The organism is Nostocoides sp. HKS02 (assembly GCF_009707485.1).
In the GTDB taxonomy this organism is placed as follows: domain Bacteria; phylum Actinomycetota; class Actinomycetes; order Actinomycetales; family Dermatophilaceae; genus Pedococcus.
Genome location: NZ_CP046121.1, coordinates 1 through 25,030, shown reverse-complemented (window position 1 = coordinate 25,030; position 25,030 = coordinate 1). Strand labels below are relative to the sequence as shown.

Genomic DNA, 25,030 nt, shown 5'->3' with positions numbered 1-25,030 from the left:
CCGGCTGACGTGTGGAGTTGTCCTGCGCAGGTGCGGGCTAACCACCGCGCTTCACCGACCGCTTTCGAACAGTCGACACGAGCACATTCATCGCGAAAGCGAACATGGCCCAGAGGACGAAGAGCTTGCGTTCATCCATCGTGCCCTGCGCCAGACAAGCGACGACCGCAAGGATGAATGCGCAGAAGAGAACTGCCACGGCTCGCAGAATTGGCTTCATCAGAGAAACCACCTCAGCCCGTCGAATGGCGCGATATCGCGTTTGTGTCAGCCCGTGGCGCCACCGTCGCACCGCCCTGGCATGCGACACAAGGACGTATTCCAACCCTGAACATGTCCTTGCGGCCCGCGGGGCCAACGGTGTATCCGCCGTCGTACGACCGGGTTCAGACGACATCGAGCCCCGCGCCGGGGGCGCGGGGCTCGATGTCTGTGCGGCTTCGGCTCCCCCGTGGGGAAGTTCCTCCGCGGAGGGAGTGCGCTCAGGCGGTGCGCACCGGGCGCCGGTTGCGCAGCTTGCGCCGCAGCTGCTTGCCGATCGTCGCCGCGGCGATGCCCACGCGGGTGCGGCCGGGCTCGGGGTTCGGGAGCGACAGTGAGATGACCTGGCCCCAGGCCGACGCGACCTGCTTGTAGAGCGGGCCGGTGGTGTACGTCAGGCCGTACCGCTCGCAGATCTCCTGCACCCGCGGGGCGATCTCGCCGTAGCGGTTGCTCGGCAGGTCGGGGAACAGGTGGTGCTCGATCTGGTGGCTGAGGTTGCCGGACATGATGTGCATGGCCTTGCTGCCCGAGATGTTCGCCGAGCCGAGCATCTGGCGCAGGTACCACTCACCGCGGCTCTCACCCTCGATCGAGGCGCGGGCGAAGGTCTCGACCCCAGCCGGGAAGTGGCCGCACATGATGATCGAGTGCGTCCAGACGTTGCGGACGAAGTTGGCCGTCGCGTTCGCCGCCATGGTGTGCAGGAACGACGGGCCGGACAGCAGCGGGTGGATCAGGTAGTCCTTGCGCGCCTGGCGCCCGACCTTCCGCAGGACCAGCTTGCCGTTGCGGCGGAAGGTGTCCTTGTCGCCGCGACCGGCCAGCTGCTTGCCGATCTCGAGGTCGTAGGCCGCGATGCCGTACTGGAAGAAGCACATGTTGAGGAAGTTGTAGAGCGGCTGGCCGAGGTAGGCCGGAACCCAGCGCTGGTCCTCGTCGACGCGCATGATGCCGTAGCCGAGGTCGTTGTCCTTGCCGAGGACGTTCGTGTACGTGTGGTGCAGCTCGTTGTGGCTGTGCTTCCACAGCTCGGCCGGGGTGGCGCTGTCCCACTCCCAGGTCGTCGAGTGGATCTTGGGGTCGCGCATCCAGTCCCACTGGCCGTGGAGGATGTTGTGACCGACCTCCATGTTGTCGAGGATCTTGGCGACGGACAGGCCGGCCGTGCCGACGATCCAGGCCGGCGGGAAGATCGAGAACAGCAGCACCGCACGCGAGGCGAGCTCGATCTTGCGCTGCACGTCGATGACCTTGCGGATGTATGCCGCGTCGCTGGCCCCGCGGGACGCGAGGACCTGCTGGCGCAGCTCGTCGAGCTCCATGGCCAGGGCCTCGACGTCCTCGGCGGTGAGGTGCCCGGTCGGGTCGGACTTGCCGGAGCGCTTGGGGACGTGGCGACGCTCGGCGATGGCCGTGGAGAGGCGGTTGTTGGTGGCGCGCGGGTTCGCGGTGCGCACCGACGGGGTGCCGGGCGCCTGGGGGGTGGAGGCAGCCGAGCCATCGATGGTGAGGTCAAACTTCTCTGCGGTGGCAGTCATGAGGTCTCCTTAGAGATCGATCTCGCAGTGGCCGGCAGCAGCCGACACACAGGTCTGGATGCGGATGCCGTCGCCCTTGGCGGCAATGGTGAGGTCGCCGTTGCGCAGGTCGCGCACGGCGCCTTCCTTGAGGGGTACAACGCAGCCGAAGCAGATGCCCATGCGGCACCCGGACGGCATGAGGACCCCGGCGGCTTCGCCGGCGTCGAGAATGGGGGTCGCGCCGTCGGCGTCGACGGTGATGGCCTGACCGGCGAAGGTCACCGTGCCGCCCTCGCCCTCGGCGATGACGACGGGGCGGAAGCGCTCGGTGTGCAGGCGGTCAGCCAACCCGGCGTCTGCCCACGCTGCCTCGAACGCGTCGAGCATGCCGGTCGGTCCACAGGCCCAGGTCTCGCGGAAGCGCCAGTCCGGGACGAGCTCGTCGAGGTCGGCCGCCCCGACCATGCCGTCGAGGTCGGTGTGGCGCTCGACGAGGCGGGAGCCGGCCGTCCTGGGCCCACGCGCGCAGCTCGGCGGCGAAGATGACATCGGTCTGCGTCGGCGCGGAGTGCACGACGACGACGTCCTGCAGCTCGTCGAGGTGGTTGCGCAGCATGCCCATGACCGGGGTGACACCCGAGCCGGCGGTGACGAACAGCGCCCGGGCGGGTCGGGGCGACGGGAGGGTGAAGTCACCGGTCGGGTGGTCGAGGTGGATGAGGGTGCCCGGTTTCAGGGCACGCACGACGTGGTTGCTGACCTTGCCGTCGGGGGATCGCCTTGACGGTGATCGAGATGACCCCGTCCGGGGCGGTCACCGGCGAGGTGAGGGAGTAGGCGCGCCAGTTGCGCACGCCGTCGACGTCGACGCCGATGCGGATGTACTGGCCGGGGACGTGCCCGCGCCAGCCGCGGCCGGGCTTGATGTGCACGGTGGCGGCATCACGGGTCTCGGGGGTCACCGAGACGACGCGGCCACGCAGGTCCGCGCCCGCACGCAGCGGTGCGACGAGATCGAGGTAGTCGTCGGGGAGCAGCGGGGTCACCGTTGCTTCGGCGACCCGCCGGAGGGCGGAACGCAGTGACGACCGGGTGGGGCCGGTCACGCGAGATGGGAGTACTGCGGTCATGGTTCCACTATGGATGCTCAGGTAGGCTAATTTCCTGACCGCGAGGGGTGAGCCTTCCCGGATCTCTTGTTCGTAAGGAACAACATGAGCACAGAACCTCTCTCCCCCGCCACCGAGCGCGCAGCCGGCCTGCGGCTCTCTCCCGAGGTGCTCGCCCAGCTCAAGGGAGCCCTGCCCGGCGTCGCCACGCACGCCGTCGAGGCGATCATCGACGAGGTCCCCAGCTACGCCAGCGCCCGGGACTACCTCGTGGGCAACATCGAGACGGCGGTCCGGGTGGCCTTGGGGACCTTCCTCAACATCGCCGCACGCTCGGACGACGCCAGCACCCCGCTCGGCCCGGCGCGCGAGGCGTCCTACAGCCTCGGGCGCGGCGAGGCCCGCAGCGGCCGCAGCCTGGATGCCCTGCTGTCGGCCTACCGCATCGGCGCCCGGGTGTCCTGGCGCGGCCTGAGCGAGGAGGCGGTCAAGGCGGGCATGAGCGCCGCCCTGCTCGCGCAGTTCGCCGAGCTGGTGTTCGCCTACATCGACGAGCTCTCCGCTGCCAGCGTCGCCGGGCACGCCGACGAGCTGGCCAGCGCCGAGCGCACCCAGCAGCGCCAGCTCGAACGGCTCGCGCTCGACCTGCTCCGGGGGCCTCCGAGGAGCTGGTCGTCCGCCGCGCCGAGCGGGCCGGCTGGGAGCTGCCCAAGACGGTCGCGGTGCTGCTCGTCCCGGACAGGGAGCTCCATCACGCGCGCAGCCTGGTCGACGCCCGGTCACTCGTCCTGACCGAGGACGTGCCCGGGGTCGACAGCGCCGATGACGTGGCCGCCATCGTCATCCCGCGCCTGACGGCCACCGGCCGGACCCGCTTGGTCCGCCTGCTCGACGGCCACGACGCGGTTCTCGGGCCGAGCCGGCCCTGGCAGGTGGCGGCCGGCTCGCACACCCGGGCCCTGCGCGGGCGGGCTGCGCGCGGTGAGCACCACACGGCATACGACACCGACGCCCACCTGGCCGAGATCGTCCTGGCCGCCGACCCCGAGGCCCGGGCAGACCTGCGTGCGCGCGTGCTGGCCCCAATGGCCGACCTCACCCCGGCCACCCAGGAGCGGCTGGAGGAGACCCTCCGGCTCTGGCTGCTGTACCGAGGACGTCGAGAGCCGGTGGCCGAGGCGTTGTTCGTCCACCCGCAGACCGTGCGCTACCGCGTCGGCCAGCTGCGCGAGCTGTTCGGCGACGCCCTGGACGACCCACAGGTGGTTGCCGACCTCGTCATCGCGCTGGGGGTCAACCCGGCTGCCGCCGCAGCCACACCCCCGGCCTGATCTGGCCGACGCGATGCCAACAGCGCGGGGCCACGTGGGCAGGACATGACGACGTCCCGGAGTCGCGGCTTGCCTAGGCTGCTCACTTCCGGAGCAGAAGGAGCGCGACATGGACACGGCCACGCAGGGGACGACCGGACGCCGGGAACGCCTCGGGGCCCTCGAGCTGGTCACCGGCGTCCTGGACCCTGGCAGCTGGGCGCGGTGGGACGGGCCGGTGCCCGAGGTGGCCCCCGCGGGCTCGGCGTATGCCGCGGAGCTGGCGGCGGCCCGCGACCGCTCCGGCGTCGACGAGGCCATCGTCACCGGCGAGGGACTGATCCGCGGCCGCCGGGTGGCCGTGATCGCGGGAGAGTTCCGCTTCCTCGCGGGGTCCATCGGGGGCACCGCCGCGGAACGCATCGTCGAGGCCTTCGAGCGCGCCCGGCGCGAGGAGCTGCCGTTGTTCGCCGCCCCGGCCTCGGGTGGCACCCGCATGCAGGAGGGCACCCCTGCCTTCGTCGGCATGGTCAAGATCAGCGCGGCGTGCGCGACCTTCAAGGACGCCGGGCTCCCCTACCTCGTCTACCTGCGGCACCCCACGACCGGTGGGGTGTTCGCCTCGTGGGGGTCGCTCGGCCACGTGACGGTGGCCGAGCCCGGGGCGACGATCGGGTTCCTCGGCGCCCGCGTCTACGAGTCGTTGTACGGCCACCCGTTCCCCGAAGGCGTGCAGACCGCCGAGAACCTCTTCGAGCACGGCCTGATCGACGCGATCCTGCCCGTCGAGGAGCTGGCCGAGGTGGCCGACCGCGCGCTCGCGGTCCTCGGAGCACCGCGCGAGGACCCGCCCGAGGTTCCCGACGTGCCCAAGGAGCCGCTGCCTGACCTGCCCGCGTGGGAGTCGGTCAGCCGCTCGCGCCGCGTCGACCGGCCCGGGGTCCGCGCCCTGCTGCGGCTGGGCGCGACCGACGTCCTTCCGTTGCACGGGACCGGCCAGGGCGAGTACGACCCCGGCATGCTCATGGCGCTGGCCCGGTTCGGGGGCGCTGCCTGCATCGTCCTCGGCCAGGATCGCGACCGGCAGACGCGCGACGAGCCGTTGTCCCCCAAGGGACTTCGCGTCGCACGCCGCGGCATGAAGCTCGCCCACGAGCTCGGCCTGCCGCTGGTCTCCGTCATCGACACCGCGGGGGCCGCCCTGTCCAAGGAAGCCGAGGAAGGCGGCTTGGCCGGGGAGATCGCCCGCTGTCTCGCCGAGCTCGTCATGCTCGACGCCCCGACCGTCTGCGTCCTGCTCGGGCAGGGCACCGGGGGTGGCGCCCTTGCGGTCATGCCCGCGGACCGGGTCATCAGTGCCCAGCACTCCTGGCTGTCCCCGCTGCCTCCCGAAGGGGCCTCGGCGATCCTGCACCGCGACACGAGCCACGCCGCCGAGCTCGCCGCCAGCCAGCGGGTCCGCTCCCTCGACCTGCTCGCGGACGGGATCGTCGACCGCATCGTCGCTGAGCGCCCGGACGCCGCGGACGAGCCCGAGGACTTCTGCCGGCGCATGTCCCAGGCGATCCAGCACGAGCTCGCCGTCCTCGCCCGACAGGACCCACGCGAGCGGCTGGCGGCCCGGCTCGAGCGGTATCGGCGCCTCGGCTGACGGACGCTGGGGACAGATCTGCCAACCGCGCCGTCGCCCTTGGGCAGGTCCTGCCAACGTCAGGCCGGACCGCGGCTGCCTAGGCTCGGCGGGACAGGACCTGCCCACGGGACCTGGCCACGACTGACGGGCACGACTGACGGGCACGACTGACGGACCCGACGAGCGGAGGTGACATGCGCGTTCTGATCGCGCTCGGTGGCAACGCCATGACCGGGCCTGGCGGCGACGCCACACCCCAGGCCCAGCGCGAGGCCATCACGCTGGCGATGCGTCACGTCGCCACCGTCGTGGCCAGCGGTCATGAGGTCGTACTCACGCACGGCAACGGCCCCCAGGTGGGCAACCTGCTCGTCAAGAACGAGCTCGCCGCCCAGGTGGTCCCGCCGGTGCCCCTCGACTGGTGTGGCGCCCAGACCCAGGGGACCATCGGTTTCACCATGCTCGATGCCCTGGAGCAGGCGCTCGCCGCTGTGGGCGCTCCCCGGCCGGTCGCCGCACTCGTGTCTCGCACGCTCGTGGCGGCCGACGACCCCGCCTTCGCCAACGCCACCAAGCCGATCGGGCGGTTCCTGCCACAGGACCAGGCGCGCTCGATGATCGAGCACGGCGAGACGTGGGAGGACCGCGGGGAGAAGGGCTGGCGCCGCGTGGTCGCCTCCCCCGAACCGTTGGAGGTGCTCGAGACCGGCACCCTGCTCACCTTGGTGGACGCCGGCTACGTCGTCGTCGCAGCCGGCGGCGGCGGCATACCGGTGGTCCGCGCGGCGGACGGAAGCGTTCACGGCGTCGAGGCCGTGATCGACAAGGACCTCACCGCGGCCGTACTCGCCCGGGCGATCGGCGCCGATGCGCTGGTCATCGCCACCGACGTGGAGAACGCTGTGCTGGGCTATGGCACGCCCGACGCCCGACCGGTCGGCCGGGTCTCGGTCGCCGAGATGGAGGCGTATGCCGCGGCCGGCCACTTCACGTCCGGCTCCATGGGTCCCAAGGTGGAGGCGGCGTTGCGGTTCGTCCGCGACGGGGGACGGCGCAGTGTCATCACGGCCCTGGACCGCATCGCCGACGCGCTCGGTGGCGAGGTCGGCACCATCATCGAAAACCCTTCAGCATCAACCGAACCCGCAACAGAGAGGCTGCTCCCGTGACTGTCACCCCCGAGCCCATCGAGGTCCGCAAGGTCCCGATCCACAGCGTTGCCGACGCCAGCGAGCTGGCCAAGCTCATCGACGACGGTGTGATGGAGGCCAGCCGCGTCGTCGCGATCATCGGCAAGACCGAGGGCAACGGCGGGGTCAACGACTACACGCGCATCATCGCTGACCGGGCCTTCCGGGAGGTGCTGGTCGCCAAGGGCGCCCCCGCCGAGCAGGTCAAGCAGGTGCCGATCGTGTGGTCCGGCGGCACCGACGGAGTCATCAGCCCCCACGCCACGATCTTCGCCACCGTGCCCGCCGACCGGGCCGAGCCCTCGGACGAGCCGCGGCTCACGGTCGGGTTCGCCATGAGCGACCCGATCCTGCCAGAGGAGATCGGCTACACCGGAATGATCGAGAAGGTCGCCGCCGCTGTGAAGGTCGCGATGGAGCGCGCCGGGATCACCGACCCCGCCGACGTCCACTACGTGCAGACCAAGACGCCACTGCTGACGATCCACACCATCCGCGATGCGAAGTCCCGTGGCCACCAGGTTTGGACCGAGCACACCCACGAGTCGATGGACCTCTCCAACGGCACGACCGGACTCGGCATCGCGGTCGCCCTCGGCGAGATCGACATGCCGACCGATGCCGACGTGATGCACAACCGCGAGCTCTTCTCGTCGGTGGCCTCGTGCTCCTCGGGTGTCGAGCTCGACCAGGCGCAGGTCGTCGTCGTCGGGAACACCACGGGCATCGGTGGTCGCTACCGCATCGGGCACTCGGTGATGCGCGACGCGCTCGATGCCGACGGCGTGTGGGGAGCCATCAAGGACGCCGGGCTCGACCTGCCCGAACGGCCGCACTCGAGCGACCTGCAGGGCCGGCTGGTCAACGTCTTCCTCAAGTGCGAGGTCAGTCAGGACGGCGCCGTCCGCGGGCGCCGCAACGCCATGCTCGACGACTCGGACGTGCACTGGCATCGCCAGATCAAGTCGTGCGTCGGTGGTGTCACGGCTGCCGTGACGGGCGACCCGGCCGTCTTCGTGTCGGTCTCGGCGGCCCACCAGGGTCCCGATGGTGGCGGCCCCGTGGCAGCGATCGTCGACCTCGGCGCGGGCGAGCCGACCGGGTACCGGGCGCCCGCCCTCTCTGCGGTGGCAGCAACCTCTGCTAGCAGAGGTTGCTGCCACCGGCACAGGTTGCACCGTGCGCTGGATGCACGAAGCTCTGCAAGCAGAGGTTCGTGCACCCAGCCGGGCGGCTACTCGGGTCGACCGGGCCGGGTCGCTCAGTGGGCGAAGTGACGGGTCCCGGTGAAGTACATCGTCACGCCGGCCGCCCGGGCCGCCTCGATGACCTCGGGGTCGCGCATCGACCCGCCCGGCGCCACCAAGGCCCGCACGCCGGCGTCGAGCAGCACCTGAAGGCCGTCGGCGAACGGGAAGAACGCGTCCGACGCCGCCACCGCTCCGCGTGCCCGCTCGGACCCGGCCCGCGACACCGCCAGGTGGCACGAGTCGACCCGGTTGACCTGGCCCATGCCGATCCCGACCGCGGCGCCGTCGCGGGCCAGCAGGATCGCGTTCGACTTCACCGCCCGGATCGCCCGCCACGCGAACTGCAGGTCGGCCAAGGTGGCCTCGTCCGCCGCCGAACCCGTGACCAGCGTCCAGCGCGAAGCGTCGTCACCGCCCGGCTTGTCACCCTCCACGACCGCGTCCACCCGGTCGACGGTCTGCATGAGCAGGCCGCCGCTGATGGGTCGGGTCTCCACCGCGTCCGCAGTGCGGGCGAGGTCCGCGGGCAGCCGCAGGATCCGGAGGTTCTTCTTCTGCTGCAACAGCTCCAGCGCGTCGGCGTCGAAGTCCGGGGCGACGATGACCTCGGTGAACACGTCCTGACCCGTTCCGCCATCGCCAGGGTCACCGGGCGGTTCGCGGCGATGATGCCCCCGAACGCGGACACGGGATCGGTCTCGTGCGCCGCGGCATACGCGTCCTCGATCGTGTCGGCCACGGCGATGCCACACGGGTTGGCGTGCTTGACGATCGCGACGGTCGGCTGGTCACCGTGGTCGTGCGCGGCACGTACGGCGGCGTCGGTGTCGACGTAGTTGTTGTAGGACATCTCCTTGCCGTGCAGTTGTTCGGCGGAGGCAACCCCGGCGCGCCAGTGGCGGTACAGCGCGGCCCGCTGGTGCGGGTTCTCGCCGTAGCGCAGCACCGCGGCGCGGGTGAAGGTCGCGCCCGCCCAGGCCGGGAACCCGGTGCCCTCGGAGGTGTCGGTGTAGACGTTGCCCATCCAGCTGGCCACCGCGGTGTCGTAGTCGGCCGTGTGCACGAAGGCCTGGGCGGCGAGCCGCTTGCGCTCCGCCAGGGTGAATCCGCCAGCCGCGACCGCGTCCACCACCGCGCCATATGCCGCGGGGTCGGTGACGACCGCGACGCTCGGGTGGTTCTTGGCCGCCGCGCGCACCATCGACGGGCCGCCGATGTCGATCTGCTCGATGACCTCGTCAGGGCCGGCACCCGAGGCCACGGTCTCGCGGAACGGGTACAGGTTGACGACGACGAGCTCGAAGGGCTCGACGCCGAGATCGGCCAGCTGGCGCAGGTGGTCGGCTTTGCGGGTGTCGGCAAGGATCCCGGCGTGAACCCGCGGGTGCAGGGTCTTGACCCGGCCCTCGAGGCACTCGGGGAAGCCGGTGAGGTCTTCCACGGCCGTCACCGGGATGCCGAGCCCCTCGATCAGCGCGGCCGACCCGCCGGTGGAGACCAGCGAGACGCCTGCGGCATGCAGGCCGCGGGCGAGCTCCTCCAGCCCGGTCTTGTCGTAGACGGAGACGAGCGCACGCCGGATCGGGCGGCGCCCGGACCCGGCGGGGTCATCGGTGTCAGCGGGGTCAGCGGGGTGGTCGGTCGACTGCGGGGTCACGGAATGCTGGCCTTCCCATCGATGACGGTGATTCCTTCGCGGGCCGCGCGGCCCACGACCTGGACGAGCAGCGGGTGCTCGACAGCCTTGATGCGCTCGTGGAGCGTGTCCTCGGTGTCGCCCGGGAGGATCGGGACGGACACCTGCGCGAGCACCGGCCCGGTGTCGACCCCCGCGTCGACGACGTGGACCGTGCACCCGGTGACCTCCGCGCCTGCCGCGAGCGCGTCACGGACGGCATGGGCGCCGGGGAACGCGGGCAACAGCGCGGGATGGGTGTTGAGCACGGTGTACCGGCCGAGCACCTCGGGGCCGAGCAGCTTCATGAACCCTGCCGAGACGACGAACGCCGGGTCGTGGTCACCGATGCGCTCGGCCAGCGCGGCATCCCACTGCGCGCGGGTCGGGTAGTCCTCGACTCGGCAGACGAACGTGGGGATGCCTGCGGCCCCAGCGCGGTGCAGGCCGGTGATCCCGGCACGGTCGGCGCCGACACCGAGGATGCGCACGCCGTATGCCGGGTCGGCGGTGGCGTCGATGAGCGCCTGGAGGTTGGTGCCGGAGCCAGAGACGAGGACGACGATGCCGGTCACGCCGCAGACGATACCGACCACGTCAGGGGACGGCGCGAGCGCGTCCGCCCCAGGGTGGTCAGCGGGTGGTCAGCGGGTGGTCAGCGCCGCAGCTTCCAGCGGTCCCAGGCCAGCACGAGTCCGGCACCCGCGGCGAACTCCACGAGCAGGGCCAGGGTCATCGCACCGGCCGGAGCCCCGATGGCCGACAGCCGCGCCGCCCCGAGCGACGACCCCGCGATGGCATCGAGCAGCCCGAGGCAGCTCGCACCCACGACGACCGCGGTGGCCGTCACCGTCAGCTTGGTCCGCATCGTCGACAACCGTGCGACCGCGCGCAGCGACCGCCAGCCGATGAGTGCGCCCACGGCCAACGGCACCAGCACGACGAGCGGAAGGGAAGCCCGGGAACGCCCCAGGATCCGGCAGCGCACCGAACACGGGCACCATGGGCAGCAGGGAGGTCCGGCTGCCGGTCCAGGACGCAGAGGCACCTTGCACCGCGCTGAACCCCGTTCCCGCGGCGAACGACACCGCCCAGAGTGCGAGGTTCGGCAGCGCCAGGACCTGGGCCAAGGTCAGTACGGCTCCGCCGATGATCCCCGGGGCGAGCTCGGACTGGAGGTGGCTGACCCGGTCGAACCTGAACACCACCATGACGACACAGGCCACGACGCCCGCCGCCAGCAGGGCGGTCGCGCCCTCCAGCCCGGGGCGGAGTGCTCGACGGGCAGCATCGGGCAGCCAGCCCGGACGGCGCACGCGGGACCCGAGGAGCTCGGGGCGCCCCCCGGCCAGCCAGCCCAGCGCCGCGCCTGCGGAGACGGCCGGCACGACGAGGACGGGCACGACGAGGCTGGGCACGGCGGGCGAGGGTCCTGCCGCGAGGGCGACCACGGACCAGATCGCGGCACATGCGGCATACCCGCCGGTCCAGCTCGCCAGCACGAGCGCCAGCGGGCGGTGGACGAGGTCGGCCAGGTGGACAGGTGTGCGGTCCTGCGCCGCGGCCCGAGCGGCACGCACTGCGGCCCAGGTGGCGCCGACGACCGCCGCGGCGAGGAAGGCCAGCGGCACCATGGTGACGTGGGCCGCGCCGATCGTGAGGTGCGCCCCCGTGCCGAGCAGCCACAGGCTCGCCCCCACTCCCAGCGCGGTGGTCCAGTCGACGGTGCTCTGCGAGGCCGCCACCCAGACGAGCAGGGCAGGCAGGACGCAGGCGCAGGCCGAGGCGGCAGCGGCCCCAGCCCCTGCGAGCACCGCCCGCTGCAGGGCCTGACGGTCGCCCCCGGCCCCGGTGGTCGTGGACGAGGTTCCCCCGCGCAGCATTTCCATGACACTCATGACCGCCCCATCGTCGCTGACCGGCCGCGACGATCGGTCGAGCAACGCCGGTGCAGTGGCAGAAATGTGCAAACATGCCGCAACCGGTGGTCCCGCCCAGGCGTCTGCTGCGGTGTGATGTCCCTGAGGAACCGAGGCGTGGCGCCCGCTCTCGCCGTCGAGGAGGTCGTCGAGGAGGTCATCGAGGAGGTCATCGAGGAGGTCATCGAGGAGGTCATCGAGGAGGTCACGGTGTCAGGGACGGGCGGGCGCTCCGCGACGACGGAGCCCTCCGCGGAGGCGGAGTTCGACGCGTTCTACCGCGACACCGCCCGCCGGGTCATCCACCTCGTGTACGGCTTCACCGGCGACCTGACGGTGGCACAGGACAGCACTCAGGGAGGCCTACGCCCGGGCGTGGCAACAGTGGTCCACGGTCCGCACCCACGACGACCCCCTCGCCTGGGTACGCACCGTGGCCCGCCGGATCGCGATCTCGGGCTGGCGCAAGCGGACCACCCAGGAGCGCGCGCACGAGCGGCACGGGGCCCACGCCCCCACCACGGCCCCGAACGAGGACCGGGTGGCCATCGTCGCTGCGCTGCGGACGCTGCCGGCCCCGGTGCGCGAGGCCGTGACCCTGCACTACATCGGCGATCTCAGCATCGACCAGATCGCCCACGAGACGAACACCCCGGCGGGCACCATCAAGGCCCGCCTGCACCGGGGCCGCGCCCAGCTCGCGCAGGCGCTGCGGCACGAGGAGAGCACCCATGGCTGAGCTCGAGGACTGGACCGCGCAGGATGAGGTCCTGCTGCGCGGCGCGATGACCACCCTGCGCCGCGAGGTCGAGGAGGTGCCGCTGCCCGAGGCGCGGTTCGTGCGGGCCCGTGGCGCTCGGCCGCCGCCGGCGGCGGGCGGTCTGGAGCGCGTCCGCGGCGGCGGCAGCGGTTGTCATCGCGACGGTGGCCTCCGCCCAGCTCGGGCAGCACCCGGGACTACCGGTGACCCCGGCGACCACCAGCGGGGCCCCGGCCGGGGCGACCACCACGACCAGCACTGCCACAGCCACCTCGGCGAACCTCCTGGACGTGCCGGGCGCCCTGCCCTTGCCACAGGAGTGGGTCCAGAGCCTGGGCCTGCAGGGCACGGTTCGCGACACCCCGGTCACGGCGACCGACCACGAGTGCCTCACCACCGTCCCTCTGGGACAGACGCGACGTGAGGAGCTCACCGTCCCGGGATCGACCGTCAGCGGGGGCCAGACACGCTTCGCGATCTCGGCCGCGCTCGACCCGACGACCGTCGCCGAGGGCATGGCGTCCGACATCGCCGGGTGCGCCCAGCCCCATTTCGTGGTCACCGCAGTCCACCCGCGTCCACCTCGGCGTGGCCCCGGCTCTACTCCTACACCGCAGGCGAGGCGGGCTCCGGGTGGTTCGTGATCGCGGTGGGCCACCGTGACGTCACGCTGGTCCAGGTCGTCGACTCACGCCCCGGCCCGACGGCCTTCACCCCGGCCCAGGTCGGCGCCCTGGCGTCGATCGCGACCACGCGCCTCGCGAGGTACGGCTCCGGTACCCCCACCCCGGCAGCGACGACCACCGGGTCTGGCCCCAGGGCCGTGGACGAGCAGATGCCGGTCGCCGGCGTCGCGCCCCTGATCTCGTCCCGCCTGTTCGTCGCCGCGTCGCAGTGGAGCTCGCCGGGCCTGACCGCCGGCCAGCCGACGACTGCCGGGCCGGCCCAGCCCGAGGGTGGTCTCGGCGGGGTCGTGCAGTGCGAGACCGATGCCTACCTGTCCGGAGTAGCCGGTCGCTACGGCATCGTCAGGATCCGCGCCGGTCACAGCGTCGCCGCCTACCTCGGCGTTCAGCGGGTGCGGTTGTTCGAGGACGTCGACGCGGCCTCACTCGTCGCGGCGGACCTTGCCCGCTCGACCTCGCTGCTCGCCCACGGCTGCACCTTCGGCAACGGGACGGTCCGCGCCACGCCCGGGCCGAGCCAGGGCACCTACCGCCTCGACACCGTCTTCGCGGACGGCTCCCCGACGGTCAGTGCGTGGGTGGGGGTCACGGCGCAGCACACCCCTGGTGCCGTGAGCACGGTCGTCATCACGAAGGCGGCCCACCCCGGTCAGGCCTTCACCGAGCTCGACCGGCCGCTGGCGCTCGCCCGCCAGAAGTAGCCGGCCGCACGGCATACCCTGTCACCGTGAAGGGATCGTCCGGGTCATGACCCGGACGATCCTTCACGCAGGCGCGGTGGCCGGAGGGACTACCTCCGGAGGGCTACTTCTGCAGACCCCGCATGATCTCGCGCATCAGGTCCGCGGTCGCGGACGGCGTCTTGCCGACCTTGACCCCGGCGGCCTCGAGCGCCTCCTGCTTGGCCGCAGCGGTACCGGCCGAGCCGGACACGATGGCGCCGGCGTGACCCATCGTCTTGCCCTCGGGGGCGGTGAAGCCCGCGACGTAGCCGACGACCGGCTTGCTCACGTGCTCCTTGATGTATGCCGCGGCCCGCTCCTCGGCGTCGCCGCCGATCTCGCCGATCATGACGATCGCGTCGGTCTCGGGGTCCTTCTCGAACGCCTCGAGGCAGTCGATGTGGGTGGTGCCGATGATCGGGTCGCCGCCGATGCCGACCGCGGAGGAGAAGCCGAACTCCCGCAGCTCATACATCATCTGGTAGGTCAGGGTCCCCGACTTGGAGACCAGCCCGATGCGGCCCGGGCCGGCGATGTCGGCCGGGATGATGCCGGCGTTGGACTTGCCGGGGCTGATCAGGCCGGGGCAGTTCGGGCCGACGATGCGGGTCGTGCCCTTGCTCCGGGAGTACGCGTAGAACTCTGCGGTGTCCTTGACCGCGATGCCCTCGGTGATGACGACGGCCAGTGGGATCTCGGCATCGATCGCCTCGACCACGGCCGACTTGGCGAAGGCCGGGGGGACGAAGATCACCGACACCGTCGCGCCGGTCTCCTTGATGGCCTCGGCTACGGTGCCGTACACGGGGATGGTCACGCCACCCTCGAAGCCCACCGACTCGCCGGCCTTGCGGGGGTTGACGCCGCCCACGATCTGGGTGCCGGACCGCAGCATGCGCTGGGTGTGCTTCATGCCCTCGGAGCCGGTCATGCCCTGGACGATGACCTTGGAGTTCTCGTCGAGAAAAATTGCCATTGGTATGCCGTTCCTTAGGTCAGTTGGTGGAGCTCAGGGCCGCGAGCTCGGCAGCCTTGCGGGCCGCGCCGTCCATGGTCGCTTCGATGGTCACCAACGGGTGGTTCGCATCAGCGAGGATCCGCCGGCCCTCCTCCACGTTGTTGCCGTCCAGGCGGACGACGAGCGGCTTGGTGGCCTCGTCGCCGAGGTTGTTCAGCGCGCCCACGATGCCGTTGGCGACCGCGTCACAGGCGGTGATGCCGCCGAAGACGTTGACGAACACCGACTTCACCTGCTCGTCACCGAGGATGATGTGCAGGCCGTTCGACATGACCTCTGCCGAGGCGCCGCCACCGATGTCGAGGAAGTTGGCCGGCTTGGGGTGGTTGCCACTTGCGTCGGTGAACTCCTCACCGGCGTAGGCGACGACGTCGAGCGTGGACATGACCAGGCCGGCGCCGTTGCCGATGATGCCGACGGAGCCGTCGAGCTTGACGTAGTTGAGCCCCTTCTCCTTGGCCGCGGCCTCGAGCGGGTCGGCGGCTGCCTTGTCCTCGAGGGCCTCGTGGTCGGCGTGGCGGAAGCCGGCGTTCTCGTCGAGGGTCACCTTGCCGTCGAGGGCGACGATGTCGCCGTCCTCGGTCTTGACCAACGGGTTGACCTCGACCAGCGTGGCGTCCTCGTCGCGGTAGACCTCCCAGAGGCGCTGCAGGACGGGGACGATCTTGGCGCCGGTCTCGGCGTCGAAGCCCGCGGTCTCGACGATCTCGCGGGCCTTCGCCTCGTCGATCCCGGTGTTCGGGTCGACCGCGACCCGGGCCAGCGCCTCGGGCCGCTCGACGGCGAGCTGCTCGATCTCCATGCCGCCCTCCTTGCTGCACATCGCGAGGTAGGACCGGTTGGTGCGGTCGAGCAGGACCGAGAAGTAGTACTCCTCCGCGATCCGGGCGCCCTGGGCGACCATGACCGTGCCGACGGTGTGGCCCTTGATGTCCATGCCGAGGATCGCCGTGGCAGCCGCCTCGGCCTCCTCGGGGGACTTCGCCACCTTGACGCCGCCAGCCTTGCCGCGACCGCCGGTCTTGACCTGGGCCTTGACGACGGTCACCCCGCCACTCTTGGGGCCGATCTCCTCGGCGGCCGCGCGGGCCTGCTCCGGGGTCGTGGCGATCGCGCCGGCCAGCACGGGCACGCCGTGGGCCTCGAACATGTCTCGCGCCTGGTACTCGAACAGATCCACGTCTGACGTCCTCGTCTACGGAAGGGGGTGTGGTTCGTGCCCGAGACTAGCCCTGTCAGGACCCGCGGGCCGCCCCGGGTAGGGGCCGTGGAGCCCAATGGGACCAATCTCACCCGAGCACGTGGACGACCCCTGCACGGGCCCGATCAGCGCACGGTGACGGGCTGGCCCACGGCCACGAGCAGCACCCACACCGTGCCGGTCGGCGCAAAGGTGACGCGCTTGCCGGCGGACGTGAAGACCGTGGGCGCCGTGGCGGAGGGCCGGGACCAGGTGCCCCGCCAGACGCGGCCATCGCGCAGGACCGTCGCCGCGCCGTGGCCGATCACCTCGGCGAGCGGTGTCTGAACGCCGTTGACGTCGCGGTTGGCAGTCAGGTGCGTCCGGACATACTGGACGACGACGGTCGAGGCTGTGTACTGCTGGCCGGTGGGACTGACGTCCGCCTGCCTGTTGGTGGTGACCAGGTACACCTTGCGCGCGGGATTCCAGACCAGGGCCTCGGTCGAGGACGGCCAGGACGCGACCACCGAGGTGGCGGGAGTGCCCGCCGTGGTCGGCGCCCCGTACCGGAAGCCGATGTCGCCCGGGCGCACGCCACCGCCAGCCCGAGCGAGCAGTTGGGTGGTGTTGCCGATGACGTTGTACGGCGCCGGACGGGAATGGTCGCGGTAGAAGCCGCGGCTGCCATAGTCGAAGACGAGGTTGACCTGGTGCCCCGTCGCGAGCACCCCCACCGTGTAGCTCGAGGCGCCCGAGTAGGCCAGCGCCACAGGTCCGTAGTTGGCCAGCAGGTCCTTGTCGGTCTCGCGGCCCGAGCGCACCGGGCCTACGAGTGAGGGCAGGTGACGGCTGAAGACCGCCATCAGGCGCGTCAGGCCACCCTCGACCGGCTCGACGTAGACGACGTCGGCCTGGGCCAACCCGATGCGCGGGCGGCCGGCCGGGGTGTTGTCGATCTTCACGGCCAGCACCGGGCCCCCGCTCAAGGGGACGCCAGGCAGGCTCGGGGTGGGCGTGGCCGACGGCGTCGTGGTCGTGCTGGGGTGGCGTGGGGCGGCCGCGGGCTTCCCGGAGCATCCGGCGGCAACGGCAAGGGCGGTCAGGCAGACCGCGAGGCCGCCCAGGGTCTGGCGGGCGCGCGACGACATGCGCTGAGGATAGGTCCGCCACCCGTCCGGCGCGGGCAGGCAGTCAGGGCCGGGGTGTCGAGCCCGCCAGGACCTCCGTGAGGATCGAGGCGTCGCAGTTCCCACCGCTGTGGATCACCGCCACCCGACGCCCGGCCACGTGGTCGCGCTCCGACATCAGTCCAGCCAGGGCCAGGGCACCGGCGGGTTCGGGCAGCTGGTGGGTCGTGCGAAGCATCAGGCGCATCGCCTCGGCGGCGGCATCCTCGCTCACCGTCAGGACCCGGGCCGCCCCGCGCCCGATCTCGGCCACCGCCTCGGGGACCGGGGCACGGCAGGCCACCCCGTCGACGAAGGTGTCCGCGTCAGGCGTCGTCACGACCGTGCCCGCCGCGAACGACAGCGCCGTCGCGGGCGCCCGTTCGCTCACCACGCCGACCACCTCGGTCGACAGCCCGAGCAGGTCGCGCACGCCGATCAGGCCGCAGATCCCCGAGGCCATGCCGACCGGGACGTACACCGTGTCGAGCGGGCCCGCCTCGTCGAACAGCTCCTTGGCGTAGGTCGCGACCCCCACGACGAGGTCCGGGTGGAAGGCCGGGACCGACTCCAGTCCCAGCTCCTCGGCCAGGCCTGTCGCATACTCACGGGACTCCTGGTAGTCCCGACCGTGGACGACGAGCTCGGCGCCGAACCCGACCATCGCGGCGTTCTTGTCAGGGTTGTTCCCCCCGGGTACGACGATCACGACGCGCAACCCGGCAGCCCGGCCGGCATACGCGAGGGACTGCCCGTGGTTGCCCCGGGTGGCCGAGACGAAGCCCGTGACCTGCGGTCGTTCGCGGCGGGCCCGGTCGGCGTAGACCAGCCCGCCACGCACCTTGAACGCACCGGTGGGGGTCTGGTTCTCGTGCTTGACCCAGACCTGCGCACCGATCTCGCGACCGAGGAGGGGCCAGGCGAGCTGGGCGGTGGGGGCGAAGTGGCGTCGCACGACGGCCGTGGCCGCATCGAGCTCGGCGGAGGTGAAGGCCATGGCTGAGCGTAACCGCGGGACCGTCGGTGTCGTTGAGCAGGCATGTCGCCCTTGCGCCGGTCACGGCCCGTCGTCTCGTTCGCCACCGCAGTCGCCGCCGCGCTTGCCGCCGCGGGTCTCCTCGCAGCGGGGCAGCCGGCCTCCGCCCAGACCACGGCCCCCACGCTCGACACCGTCGACACCTACACGGGCCTGCACTTCTCGGTACCGGCTGGCACCAACGACCTCGGGCAGCCCCAGACCTGCACCATCGACGCCGACCTCTACAAGCCCCACAGCGCGAGCCCGTCGGCACGGGTGCCCTCGATCCTCACCACGAACGGGTTCGGCGGCAGCAAGACCGACCAGGCGGGCCTGGGCCAGGCGTTCGCCCAGCGCGGCTACACGGTGCTCTCCTACACGGGCCTCGGCTTCCCCAACAGCGGGTGCAAGATCTCGCTTGACGACCCCGGCCGCGACGGCATCGCGGCCAGCTCGCTCGTCACCTTCTCGGGGGCGGCGGCTCCGCGGCATACGACTCCTCCTCCGTGGGGGCGTTGCCGCGGGGTCGGGCACGCTCACGGTCGACTTCACCAAGCTCGACAACCCGGCCACCCACGACCCACGGATCGGCATGATCGGCGGCTCGTACGGCGGCCAGATCCAGTTCGCCACCGCGGCCGTCGACAAGCGGGTCGACACCCTCGTCCCGCTCATCACGTGGAACGACCTGCGCTACTCGCTGGCGCCGAACAACACGAGCTTCACCACGGGAGTCACCTACGCGGACTCCAACCCGGGCACGGAGAAGATGGGCTGGACCGACCTGTTCTTCGGCGTGGGTATCGCCGACGGCATCCAGGGCGCCAGCTATGACCCGAGCCGCAACGTGGGGTGCCCCAACTTCGTCCTCGAGGCCTGCCAGGCCAAGGCGACGCTCGACACCCTCGGCTACCCGACCAGCGACACGTTCACCCTGACGAACCGGGTCTCGGTCGGCCACTACCTCGACCAGGTCACCATCCCGACCTTCCTCATCCAGGGCGAGAACGACACCCTGTTCAACCTCCAGGAGGCCGCGGCGACCTACCGCGGGTTCAAGGCGCGCGGCGTCCCGGTGTCGATGGCCTGGCAGTCGTGGGGCCACTCCGGCGGCGTCAACGGCAACAGCGGCGCGGCTCCCGGCGAGCTCGACCTGTCCGGCCAGCACATCGAGGACACCTACCTCGGCCTGCGCATCAAGAACTGGTTCGACCACTACCTCAAGGACGTCAAGGTCTCGACCGGCCCCGCGTTCGCGTACTTCCGCGACTGGGTGAGCTACACCGGCACTGCTGCACCGGCATACGCCAGCGCACCGTCGTTCCCCGTCGGCTCGCGCCAGAGCTGGTACCTCTCGTCGGCCGACCAGCTCGTCTCCTCGAAGTCCGCGATCCTCCCCGGTTCGACCAGCTGGTCGAACCCCGGTGGTGGCGCCGCGGCGTCCTACTCGGAGATCTCGGGGCTCGAGGGCCGAGTGTCCTTGCCCGCCGGCACCACGGCGCCCTACGACACCCCGGGGACGTTCGGCTCGTGGTCGACCGCCCCGCTGGTCACCGCCGAGACCATCGTCGGGTCGCCGACGCTCGACGTGCGGTTCGACTCCCCCGCAGCGGCCGCCACCCAGGCCGGTGGCCCCAGCGGCCAGCTGCAGGTCTTCGCGAAGCTCTACGACGTCGCCCCTGACGGCACCAAGACGTTGGTCCACAAGCTGATCAGCCCGGTTCGGGTCGCGGACGTGACCCAGCCCGTGCACATCGAGCTGCCGGCGATCGTCCACCAGGTCTTGGCGGGGCACCGGCTCGAGCTGGTGCTCGCGAGCACCGACGCGGCCTACAAGAACGCGTATGCCGTCCAGCCGGTCACCGTGCACGCCTCACCCACGCAGCCGGCGTTGTTCACCGTGCCGGTGGTCGGCTAGGAGCGGTGCTACTGCTGGGTGACGTTGCCCCGAACCCAGGCCACGATCTCGGTGGTGGTCGCGCCGGGCGTGAACACCTTGGCGACGCCGATCTTCTCGAGCTCCGGGATGTCGGCCTCGGGGATGATGCCGCCCCCGAAGACGACGATGTCAGCGGCGTCACGCGCCTTGAGCAGGTCCATGACCTTGGCGAACAGCGTCATGTGGGCGCCGGACAGGACCGACAGACCCACCGCGTCGGCATCCTCCTGGATGGCCGCCTCGACGATCTGCTCGGGTGTCTGGTGGAGGCCGGTGTAGACCACCTCCATGCCCGCGTCGCGCAGGGCGCGGGCGACAACCTTGGCGCCACGGTCATGTCCGTCGAGCCCGGGCTTGGCCACGACGACGCGCAGGGGAGAGTCAGTCATGGCCGCAGACTAGCCACTGCGGACCGGCGCGCGGCCGGTCGGGTGCGCAGCACCACACGGGCGGCTCGCCACCTTCGCACGAGGACACGCCGGATCGTGACCCACAACACGCGAATGTCCCGGTTTCACCCAGTAGGTTCGCAGGGTCATGTCGTTGAGCGTCTCGCGCCCTCGCCGGCCCGCCGCACCGTCGCGGCCCTCGTCGGAGTCCCAGGCGCGCCCGGGAACCCTGCTCGGCCGAGCCACCCGCGCGGTCGTCGGCACCGCCGCGGCGGTCAAGGGCACCGCGGACGCTGCGCAGGACATCGTGGGCGGCGCGGCCAAGGCCCTGTCCACGCCGACCGGACTGGTCGGAGCCGCCGTCGAGGCCGCGTGGGTCACGACCCACCTCGCGCTCTATCCGTGGGGCCTGGTCGGCCGACACGAGCGCGACAGCCAGTTCGGGTACCGCGTCGAGCATCTGCCGCCGATCCAGCGCGGGCTGGTGATCTCCGACGTGGAGGCGGCCGGCACGCCGATCCTCCTGGTGCACGGCATGGTCGACAACCGGTCGATCTTCACGCTCCTGCGCCTCGGGCTGCGTCGCCGCGGATTCGGCCGGGTCACCTCGATGAACTACTCCCCCTTCACGGCCGACGTCCGCGTTGCGGCAGCCCAGCTCGCCGAGGAGGTCGAGGCGCTGGTCGCCGAGACGGGCTACGAGCGGATCCACGTCGTCGGGCACCCATGGGCGGTCTCATCGCCCGCTACTACGTCACCCGGCTCGGCGGCGACGAGCGCGTGCACACCCTGGTGACGCTGGGGACACCCCATCAGGGCACCTACACGGCATACGGGTGGCACAACCAGCTCACCCGGCAGCTGCGGCCCGGCAGCGGTCTGATGCGCGAGCTGGACCAGCCGGTGCCGAACTGCCGCACCCGGTTCGTCGTGTACTGGTCCGACCTCGACCAGATGGTCTTCCCCCAGCGCAACGCCGCCCTGAAGCACCCCGACCTCAGCGCCCAGAACATCGACCCGCACGGGGTCGGCCACATGTCGCTGCCCATCATCGGCAGCGTCGTCCACGGGATCTCCTCGACGCTGGCCCATCTCGACTCCGACGGGCACACCGTCACGCCGGGCGTCACCGAGCTCCGCCGAGAGTCGCCGGACTCTTCCTGAGCACGACGGACCCACCAGTTCGTCGGAAAGATTTTGGATAACGAACGGGTCACGCTACCCTCGGTGCTTCCGTGTTCCCCGCGCGCGAGGTCGTCACCCAAGTGAGCTCACCTTCCTACTCGGGGCGCCATCGCGCCCCCGGCCGTCACCGCGGCCCGAAGAGGGGACCCCAACTCCCGGCTGGCTTCCGTAGTGGCTTCATCCTCCCCAGCGCGGCAGCCGCAGCCCTGGTGGTCACCGCGACCGGCGCCACCGTCGCCGAGTCGGCACCGGCCTACTTCGACGTCACCGGCTCGGCCAGCCGGGCCCGCGCGATGGATGCCGCGGCGACGCAGTTCGACCGCATGGAGACCGAGCAGCAGCGCGAGCTGCAGAACAGCACCGCCCTGGGTCGAGTGAGCGAGGCGCAGCGCGTCGCACGCAGCGCCCAGCGGTCCTCCGTCGCGAGCAAGGGCCTCGCCGTCGCCGCGCTGAAGAAGGCCGAGGCGGCGCGCCAGGCCACCGAGGCGTGGGTGCTGCCGATCAAGGGCGCGACGTTCACCTCCGGCTTCGGCTGGCGCTGGGGGCGCATGCACGAGGGCAACGACTTCGCCACACCGGTCGGCACCCCGATCGCGGCGATGTCGACCGGCACGGTCATCTCGACCGGCTGGGAGAACGGCTACGGCAACAAGGTCTCGATCCAGTACTGGGATGGCACCGTCTCGGTCTACGCCCACATGAGCGAGATCGACACGACCGTCGGCGCCAAGGTCGCCCCCGGCAAGATCGTCGGGCTGTCGGGCAACACCGGCCACCTGACGGGTCCGCACCTCCACCTCGAGATCCACCCGTACGGTGGCGCAGCGATCAACCCCGCCCCCGGCTGCACGCCCACCACCTGCAGTAGCCGGACCCGGCACCCCACCGGGCGCCGGTCGCGACCTCAGAGCTGGCCTCAGAGCTTGCTTCGGAGCTGGCCTCAGAGCTTCTCGAGCGGGGCGTAGCGCAGCAGGAACCGCTTGACCCCCGTCTCGCCGCCGAAGTCGACGTGCGCCTGGGTCTTGTCGCCCTCGCCCTCGGTCTTGACCACGGTGCCGAGGCCGTAGGCGTCGTGCGTCACCCGGTCGCCAGGGTGCAGGGCGATGAGCGGGCGGTTGCCCGGCGAACGAACGCCGGGGCGTGCCGCGAGGGTCGCCACCGCCGGGGTGCCGGGCCGGCGCGACGTGGTCGCGGCCTCAGCACGCTGCCAGTCGACGAGGTGGCCGGGGATCTCATCAAGGAACCGGCTCGCCGGGTTGTACTGGGGAGCACCCCACGCGGACCGGACGGCGGCCCGGGACAGGTGCAGCCGCTCGCGGGCCCGCGTGATGCCGACATAGGCGAGGCGGCGCTCCTCCTCGAGCTCCTTGGGGTCACCCAACGCCCGCAGGTGGGGGAAGGTGCCGTCCTCCATGCCGGTGAGGAACACGACCGGGAACTCCAGGCCCTTGGCGGTGTGCAGCGTCATGAGCGTGACGACGCCGAGGTCCTCCGCCTCTTCGGAGTCGGGGATCTCGTCGGCGTCGGCCACCAGGGAGACCTGCTCGAGGAAGTCCTCGAGGCTGGCCACCTCACCGGTGACGGCCCGGGTCTCGTCGAACTCCTGGGCCACGGCGACGAGCTCGGCGAGGTTCTCGATGCGGGTCTCGTCCTGCGGGTCGTGCGAGGCGCGCAGCTCGGCGAGGTAGCCGGACTTGTCGATGACTGCCTCGAGGAGGTCGCCGACCCCGCGCTCGTCGTCGGCGTGGATCGCCCCGAGCTCCTCGAGCAGCCCGGTGAAGCCCTTGATCGCGGCCACCGAGCGGGTCGCGATCCCGGGCGCGTCCTCGGGACGACCGAGCGCGGCGATGAACGGATGCGCTCGCGCTCGGCCAGCGCCGCCACGCAGGCCTCGGCGCGGTCGCCGATGCCGCGCTTGGGCACGTTGAGGATGCGGCGCAGGTTGACCGTGTCGGTCGGGTTGGAGATGACGCGCAGGTAGGCCAGCGCATCCTTGACCTCACGCCGCTCGTAGAAGCGGGTGCCGCCAACCACCTTGTAGGGCAACCCGACCCGGACGAAGACCTCCTCCAGGGCCCGGCTCTGGGCGTTGGTGCGGTAGAAGACCGCGACGTCCTTGGGCTTGACCCCGCGGAGTCGCCGAGCTCGTCGATGGTCTTGGCGACGAAGGCCGCCTCGTCGTGCTCGTTGTCGCCGACATAGCCCACGATCAGCGCGCCGTCGCCGCTGTCGGTCCAGAGGTTCTTCTTGCGGCGCTCGGGGTTCTTGGCGATGACCGAGTTGGCGGCCTGGAGGATGGTCTGGGTGGAGCGGTAGTTCTGCTCCAGCAGGATCGTCCGGGGCGTCGGGGTAGTCCTGCTCGAACTCCACGATGTTGCGGATCGTCGCGCCCCGGAAGGCGGGTAGATCGACTGGTCGGCATCCCCGACCACGACGAGCTCCCGGCCGCCCACGGCCGGTCCGTCGCCGACTGGCATACCTGCGGTGCCGGTTGCGCGCACCCACCAGCCGCGCACGAGCTGGAAATGGGCATGGTTGGTGTCCTGGTACTCGTCGACGAGGATCGCGGCGGAAGCGTCGGCGGTAGTGCCCGCCACGTCGGGAAAGGCCTGGAGGATGTTGACCGTGGTCATGATGAGGTCGTCGAAGTCGAGGCGCTTCGGCCTGCCGCAGCCGGCGCTGGTAGCCGGAGTAGGCCCCGGCGAGCATGCGCTCCTGATGGGTGCCCCTGACGACCTGGGAGGCGAAGGTCTCCCGTCGACGAGCCTGTTCTTTGAGGTTGGACACCTGGTGGCTGAACGACCGCGGCGGGTAGCGCTTGGGATCGGTAATGAGGGTCGCGCATCACCATCGGCTACGTGAGCCGCTGGTCGGCGGCGTCGTAGATCGAGAAGGTGGACTTCAGCTCCCACCTGCCGGCCCCGCGGCGCAGGATGCGGACGCAGGCCGAGTGGAACGTCATGACCCACATGGCCTTGGCCCGGGGCCGACGAGCGCGGCGATCTGCTCGCGCATCCCCGGCGGCGGCCTTGTTGGTGAAGGTGATGGCGAGGACCCGACCCGGCTGCACCCCGCGGGCGGCCAGCAGGTAGGA

General features: G+C 71.3%; 23 protein-coding genes and 6 pseudogenes. 12 read left to right on the top strand and 17 right to left on the bottom strand.

What is annotated here, in order from left to right:
* Positions 1–37 precede the first annotated feature (37 nt).
* The 5 genes and pseudogenes from GKE56_RS00110 to GKE56_RS17980 all read right to left on the bottom strand — a co-directional run bounded on the left by GKE56_RS00110 (position 38) and on the right by GKE56_RS17980 (position 2,914).
* Positions 38–199 carry a hypothetical protein gene (locus GKE56_RS00110; RefSeq protein WP_154682832.1) on the bottom strand — a complete coding sequence of 54 codons (162 nt, stop codon included), beginning with the start codon at positions 197–199 and terminating at the stop codon, positions 38–40.
* Between the two features lie 283 nt (positions 200–482).
* A complete protein-coding gene (locus GKE56_RS00105; protein WP_154682831.1) occupies positions 483–1,802 on the bottom strand; it encodes an acyl-CoA desaturase in 1,320 nt (439 codons plus the stop codon).
* Between the two features lie 9 nt (positions 1,803–1,811).
* Positions 1,812–2,333, bottom strand: coding sequence for a flavin reductase family protein (locus GKE56_RS17990; RefSeq protein ID WP_370518427.1), 522 nt, complete (start codon positions 2,331–2,333; stop codon positions 1,812–1,814).
* A 19-nt stretch (positions 2,334–2,352) separates the two neighbouring features.
* A pseudogene (locus tag GKE56_RS17985) lies at positions 2,353–2,400 on the bottom strand (hypothetical protein); the annotation flags it as partial.
* Between the two features lie 76 nt (positions 2,401–2,476).
* Entirely contained in the window at positions 2,477–2,914 is a 438-nt protein-coding gene (locus GKE56_RS17980; protein ID WP_370518426.1) for a hypothetical protein, read from the bottom strand.
* Between the two features lie 84 nt (positions 2,915–2,998).
* On the opposite strand from GKE56_RS17980, the gene GKE56_RS17015 reads away from it, so the two are divergent.
* The 5 genes from GKE56_RS17015 (at position 2,999) to GKE56_RS00080 (ending at position 8,303) form a co-directional block, all read left to right on the top strand.
* Entirely contained in the window at positions 2,999–3,685 is a 687-nt protein-coding gene (locus GKE56_RS17015; RefSeq protein ID WP_230209062.1) for a hypothetical protein, read from the top strand.
* Positions 3,616–4,224 (top strand): helix-turn-helix domain-containing protein, encoded by a 609-nt coding sequence (locus GKE56_RS17010; RefSeq protein ID WP_230209061.1) that lies wholly within the window; start codon positions 3,616–3,618, stop codon positions 4,222–4,224. The genes GKE56_RS17015 and GKE56_RS17010 overlap by 70 nt, the downstream gene beginning before the upstream one ends.
* Before the next feature lie 109 nt (positions 4,225–4,333).
* Positions 4,334–5,854 carry a carboxyl transferase domain-containing protein gene (locus tag GKE56_RS00090; protein ID WP_154682830.1) on the top strand — a complete coding sequence of 507 codons (1,521 nt, stop codon included), beginning with the start codon at positions 4,334–4,336 and terminating at the stop codon, positions 5,852–5,854.
* 176 nt (positions 5,855–6,030) lie between these two features.
* Positions 6,031–7,005: a carbamate kinase gene (locus tag GKE56_RS00085; protein WP_154682829.1), complete on the top strand. Its 975-nt coding sequence runs from the start codon at positions 6,031–6,033 to the stop codon at positions 7,003–7,005.
* On the top strand, positions 7,002–8,303 hold the full coding sequence (locus tag GKE56_RS00080; RefSeq protein ID WP_230209060.1) for a ring-opening amidohydrolase: 1,302 nt from the start codon (positions 7,002–7,004) through the stop codon (positions 8,301–8,303). The genes GKE56_RS00085 and GKE56_RS00080 overlap by 4 nt, the downstream gene beginning before the upstream one ends.
* On the opposite strand, the pseudogene purH reads toward GKE56_RS00080, so the two are convergent.
* The 3 genes and pseudogenes from purH to GKE56_RS00065 all read right to left on the bottom strand — a co-directional run bounded on the left by purH (position 8,288) and on the right by GKE56_RS00065 (position 11,834).
* Positions 8,288–9,858: pseudogene (purH, locus tag GKE56_RS00075) on the bottom strand (bifunctional phosphoribosylaminoimidazolecarboxamide formyltransferase/IMP cyclohydrolase). The gene GKE56_RS00080 and the pseudogene purH sit on opposite strands and share 16 nt — an antisense overlap.
* Before the next feature lie 71 nt (positions 9,859–9,929).
* Positions 9,930–10,526, bottom strand: a complete 597-nt coding sequence (gene purN, locus GKE56_RS00070) for a phosphoribosylglycinamide formyltransferase (protein WP_230209059.1) — start codon at positions 10,524–10,526, stop codon at positions 9,930–9,932.
* Between the two features lie 80 nt (positions 10,527–10,606).
* Positions 10,607–11,834 (bottom strand): annotated as a pseudogene (locus GKE56_RS00065) (DUF6350 family protein).
* 454 nt (positions 11,835–12,288) lie between these two features.
* On the opposite strand from GKE56_RS00065, the pseudogene GKE56_RS17005 reads away from it, so the two are divergent.
* The 3 genes and pseudogenes from GKE56_RS17005 to GKE56_RS00050 form a co-directional block, all read left to right on the top strand.
* Positions 12,289–12,609: pseudogene (locus tag GKE56_RS17005) on the top strand (RNA polymerase sigma factor); the annotation flags it as partial.
* 185 nt (positions 12,610–12,794) lie between these two features.
* Positions 12,795–13,274, top strand: coding sequence for a hypothetical protein (locus GKE56_RS00055; RefSeq protein WP_154682826.1), 480 nt, complete (start codon positions 12,795–12,797; stop codon positions 13,272–13,274).
* Complete coding sequence (locus tag GKE56_RS00050) at positions 13,271–14,017, top strand: hypothetical protein (protein ID WP_154682825.1); 747 nt, start codon at positions 13,271–13,273, stop codon at positions 14,015–14,017. Before GKE56_RS00055 ends, GKE56_RS00050 begins: the two co-directional genes overlap by 4 nt.
* 103 nt (positions 14,018–14,120) lie before the next feature.
* On the opposite strand, the gene sucD is transcribed toward GKE56_RS00050, so the two are convergent.
* The 4 genes from sucD to GKE56_RS00030 all read right to left on the bottom strand — a co-directional run bounded on the left by sucD (position 14,121) and on the right by GKE56_RS00030 (position 18,402).
* A complete protein-coding gene (gene sucD / locus GKE56_RS00045) occupies positions 14,121–15,014 on the bottom strand; it encodes a succinate--CoA ligase subunit alpha (protein ID WP_154682824.1) in 894 nt (297 codons plus the stop codon).
* Between the two features lie 19 nt (positions 15,015–15,033).
* Positions 15,034–16,236 (bottom strand): ADP-forming succinate--CoA ligase subunit beta, encoded by a 1,203-nt coding sequence (gene sucC / locus GKE56_RS00040; protein ID WP_154682823.1) that lies wholly within the window; start codon positions 16,234–16,236, stop codon positions 15,034–15,036.
* A 146-nt stretch (positions 16,237–16,382) separates the two neighbouring features.
* Positions 16,383–17,387, bottom strand: coding sequence for a DUF3048 domain-containing protein (locus tag GKE56_RS00035; protein WP_154682822.1), 1,005 nt, complete (start codon positions 17,385–17,387; stop codon positions 16,383–16,385).
* A 43-nt stretch (positions 17,388–17,430) separates the two neighbouring features.
* Positions 17,431–18,402, bottom strand: coding sequence for a threonine dehydratase (locus GKE56_RS00030; RefSeq protein WP_154682821.1), 972 nt, complete (start codon positions 18,400–18,402; stop codon positions 17,431–17,433).
* Positions 18,403–18,841: 439 nt separating this feature from the next.
* Here GKE56_RS00030 and GKE56_RS00025 point away from each other — a divergent pair, with 439 nt between their 5' ends.
* A complete protein-coding gene (locus GKE56_RS00025; RefSeq protein ID WP_230209058.1) occupies positions 18,842–20,341 on the top strand; it encodes a CocE/NonD family hydrolase C-terminal non-catalytic domain-containing protein in 1,500 nt (499 codons plus the stop codon).
* An 8-nt stretch (positions 20,342–20,349) separates the two neighbouring features.
* Here GKE56_RS00025 and GKE56_RS00020 read toward each other — a convergent pair whose 3' ends face one another.
* Entirely contained in the window at positions 20,350–20,751 is a 402-nt protein-coding gene (locus GKE56_RS00020; protein ID WP_154682820.1) for a cobalamin B12-binding domain-containing protein, read from the bottom strand.
* Positions 20,752–20,905: 154 nt separating this feature from the next.
* Between GKE56_RS00020 and GKE56_RS17000 the strand changes: the two genes are divergently transcribed.
* The 3 genes from GKE56_RS17000 to GKE56_RS00010 all read left to right on the top strand — a co-directional run bounded on the left by GKE56_RS17000 (position 20,906) and on the right by GKE56_RS00010 (position 22,901).
* On the top strand, positions 20,906–21,547 hold the full coding sequence (locus GKE56_RS17000; protein ID WP_230209057.1) for a triacylglycerol lipase: 642 nt from the start codon (positions 20,906–20,908) through the stop codon (positions 21,545–21,547).
* The gene (locus GKE56_RS16995) at positions 21,478–21,915 is read left to right on the top strand and encodes a triacylglycerol lipase (protein WP_230209056.1); all 438 of its coding nucleotides are present in this window, start codon (positions 21,478–21,480) and stop codon (positions 21,913–21,915) included. Before GKE56_RS17000 ends, GKE56_RS16995 begins: the two co-directional genes overlap by 70 nt.
* Before the next feature lie 230 nt (positions 21,916–22,145).
* Positions 22,146–22,901, top strand: a complete 756-nt coding sequence (locus tag GKE56_RS00010; protein WP_154682819.1) for a M23 family metallopeptidase — start codon at positions 22,146–22,148, stop codon at positions 22,899–22,901.
* On the opposite strand, the gene GKE56_RS17975 is transcribed toward GKE56_RS00010, so the two are convergent.
* The 4 genes and pseudogenes from GKE56_RS17975 to GKE56_RS17960 form a co-directional block, all read right to left on the bottom strand.
* Positions 22,877–23,734, bottom strand: a complete 858-nt coding sequence (locus tag GKE56_RS17975) for a 3'-5' exonuclease (RefSeq protein ID WP_370518425.1) — start codon at positions 23,732–23,734, stop codon at positions 22,877–22,879. The genes GKE56_RS00010 and GKE56_RS17975 overlap by 25 nt on opposite strands.
* 155 nt (positions 23,735–23,889) lie before the next feature.
* A pseudogene (locus GKE56_RS17970) lies at positions 23,890–24,009 on the bottom strand (3'-5' exonuclease); the annotation flags it as partial.
* Between the two features lie 125 nt (positions 24,010–24,134).
* Positions 24,135–24,881 (bottom strand): annotated as a pseudogene (locus tag GKE56_RS17965) (UvrD-helicase domain-containing protein); the annotation flags it as partial.
* A complete protein-coding gene (locus GKE56_RS17960) occupies positions 24,791–25,021 on the bottom strand; it encodes a UvrD-helicase domain-containing protein (protein WP_255424992.1) in 231 nt (76 codons plus the stop codon). The gene GKE56_RS17960 and the pseudogene GKE56_RS17965, both read right to left, overlap by 91 nt.
* Positions 25,022–25,030 lie beyond the last annotated feature (9 nt).

Coding starts and splice junctions, on each gene's coding strand:
- GKE56_RS00105 (WP_154682831.1), bottom strand. CDS start 1,802: ATGACTGCCACCGCAGAGAAGTTTGACCTCACCATCGATGGCTCGGCT.
- GKE56_RS17990 (WP_370518427.1), bottom strand. CDS start 2,333: ATGTCATCTTCGCCGCCGAGCTGCGCGCGTGGGCCCAGGACGGCCGGC.
- GKE56_RS17980 (WP_370518426.1), bottom strand. CDS start 2,914: ATGACCGCAGTACTCCCATCTCGCGTGACCGGCCCCACCCGGTCGTCA.
- GKE56_RS17015 (WP_230209062.1), top strand. CDS start 2,999: ATGAGCACAGAACCTCTCTCCCCCGCCACCGAGCGCGCAGCCGGCCTG.
- GKE56_RS00090 (WP_154682830.1), top strand. CDS start 4,334: ATGGACACGGCCACGCAGGGGACGACCGGACGCCGGGAACGCCTCGGG.
- GKE56_RS00085 (WP_154682829.1), top strand. CDS start 6,031: ATGCGCGTTCTGATCGCGCTCGGTGGCAACGCCATGACCGGGCCTGGC.
- sucD (WP_154682824.1), bottom strand. CDS start 15,014: ATGGCAATTTTTCTCGACGAGAACTCCAAGGTCATCGTCCAGGGCATG.
- GKE56_RS00035 (WP_154682822.1), bottom strand. CDS start 17,387: ATGTCGTCGCGCGCCCGCCAGACCCTGGGCGGCCTCGCGGTCTGCCTG.
- GKE56_RS00030 (WP_154682821.1), bottom strand. CDS start 18,402: ATGGCCTTCACCTCCGCCGAGCTCGATGCGGCCACGGCCGTCGTGCGA.
- GKE56_RS00020 (WP_154682820.1), bottom strand. CDS start 20,751: ATGACTGACTCTCCCCTGCGCGTCGTCGTGGCCAAGCCCGGGCTCGAC.
- GKE56_RS16995 (WP_230209056.1), top strand. CDS start 21,478: ATGGGCGGTCTCATCGCCCGCTACTACGTCACCCGGCTCGGCGGCGAC.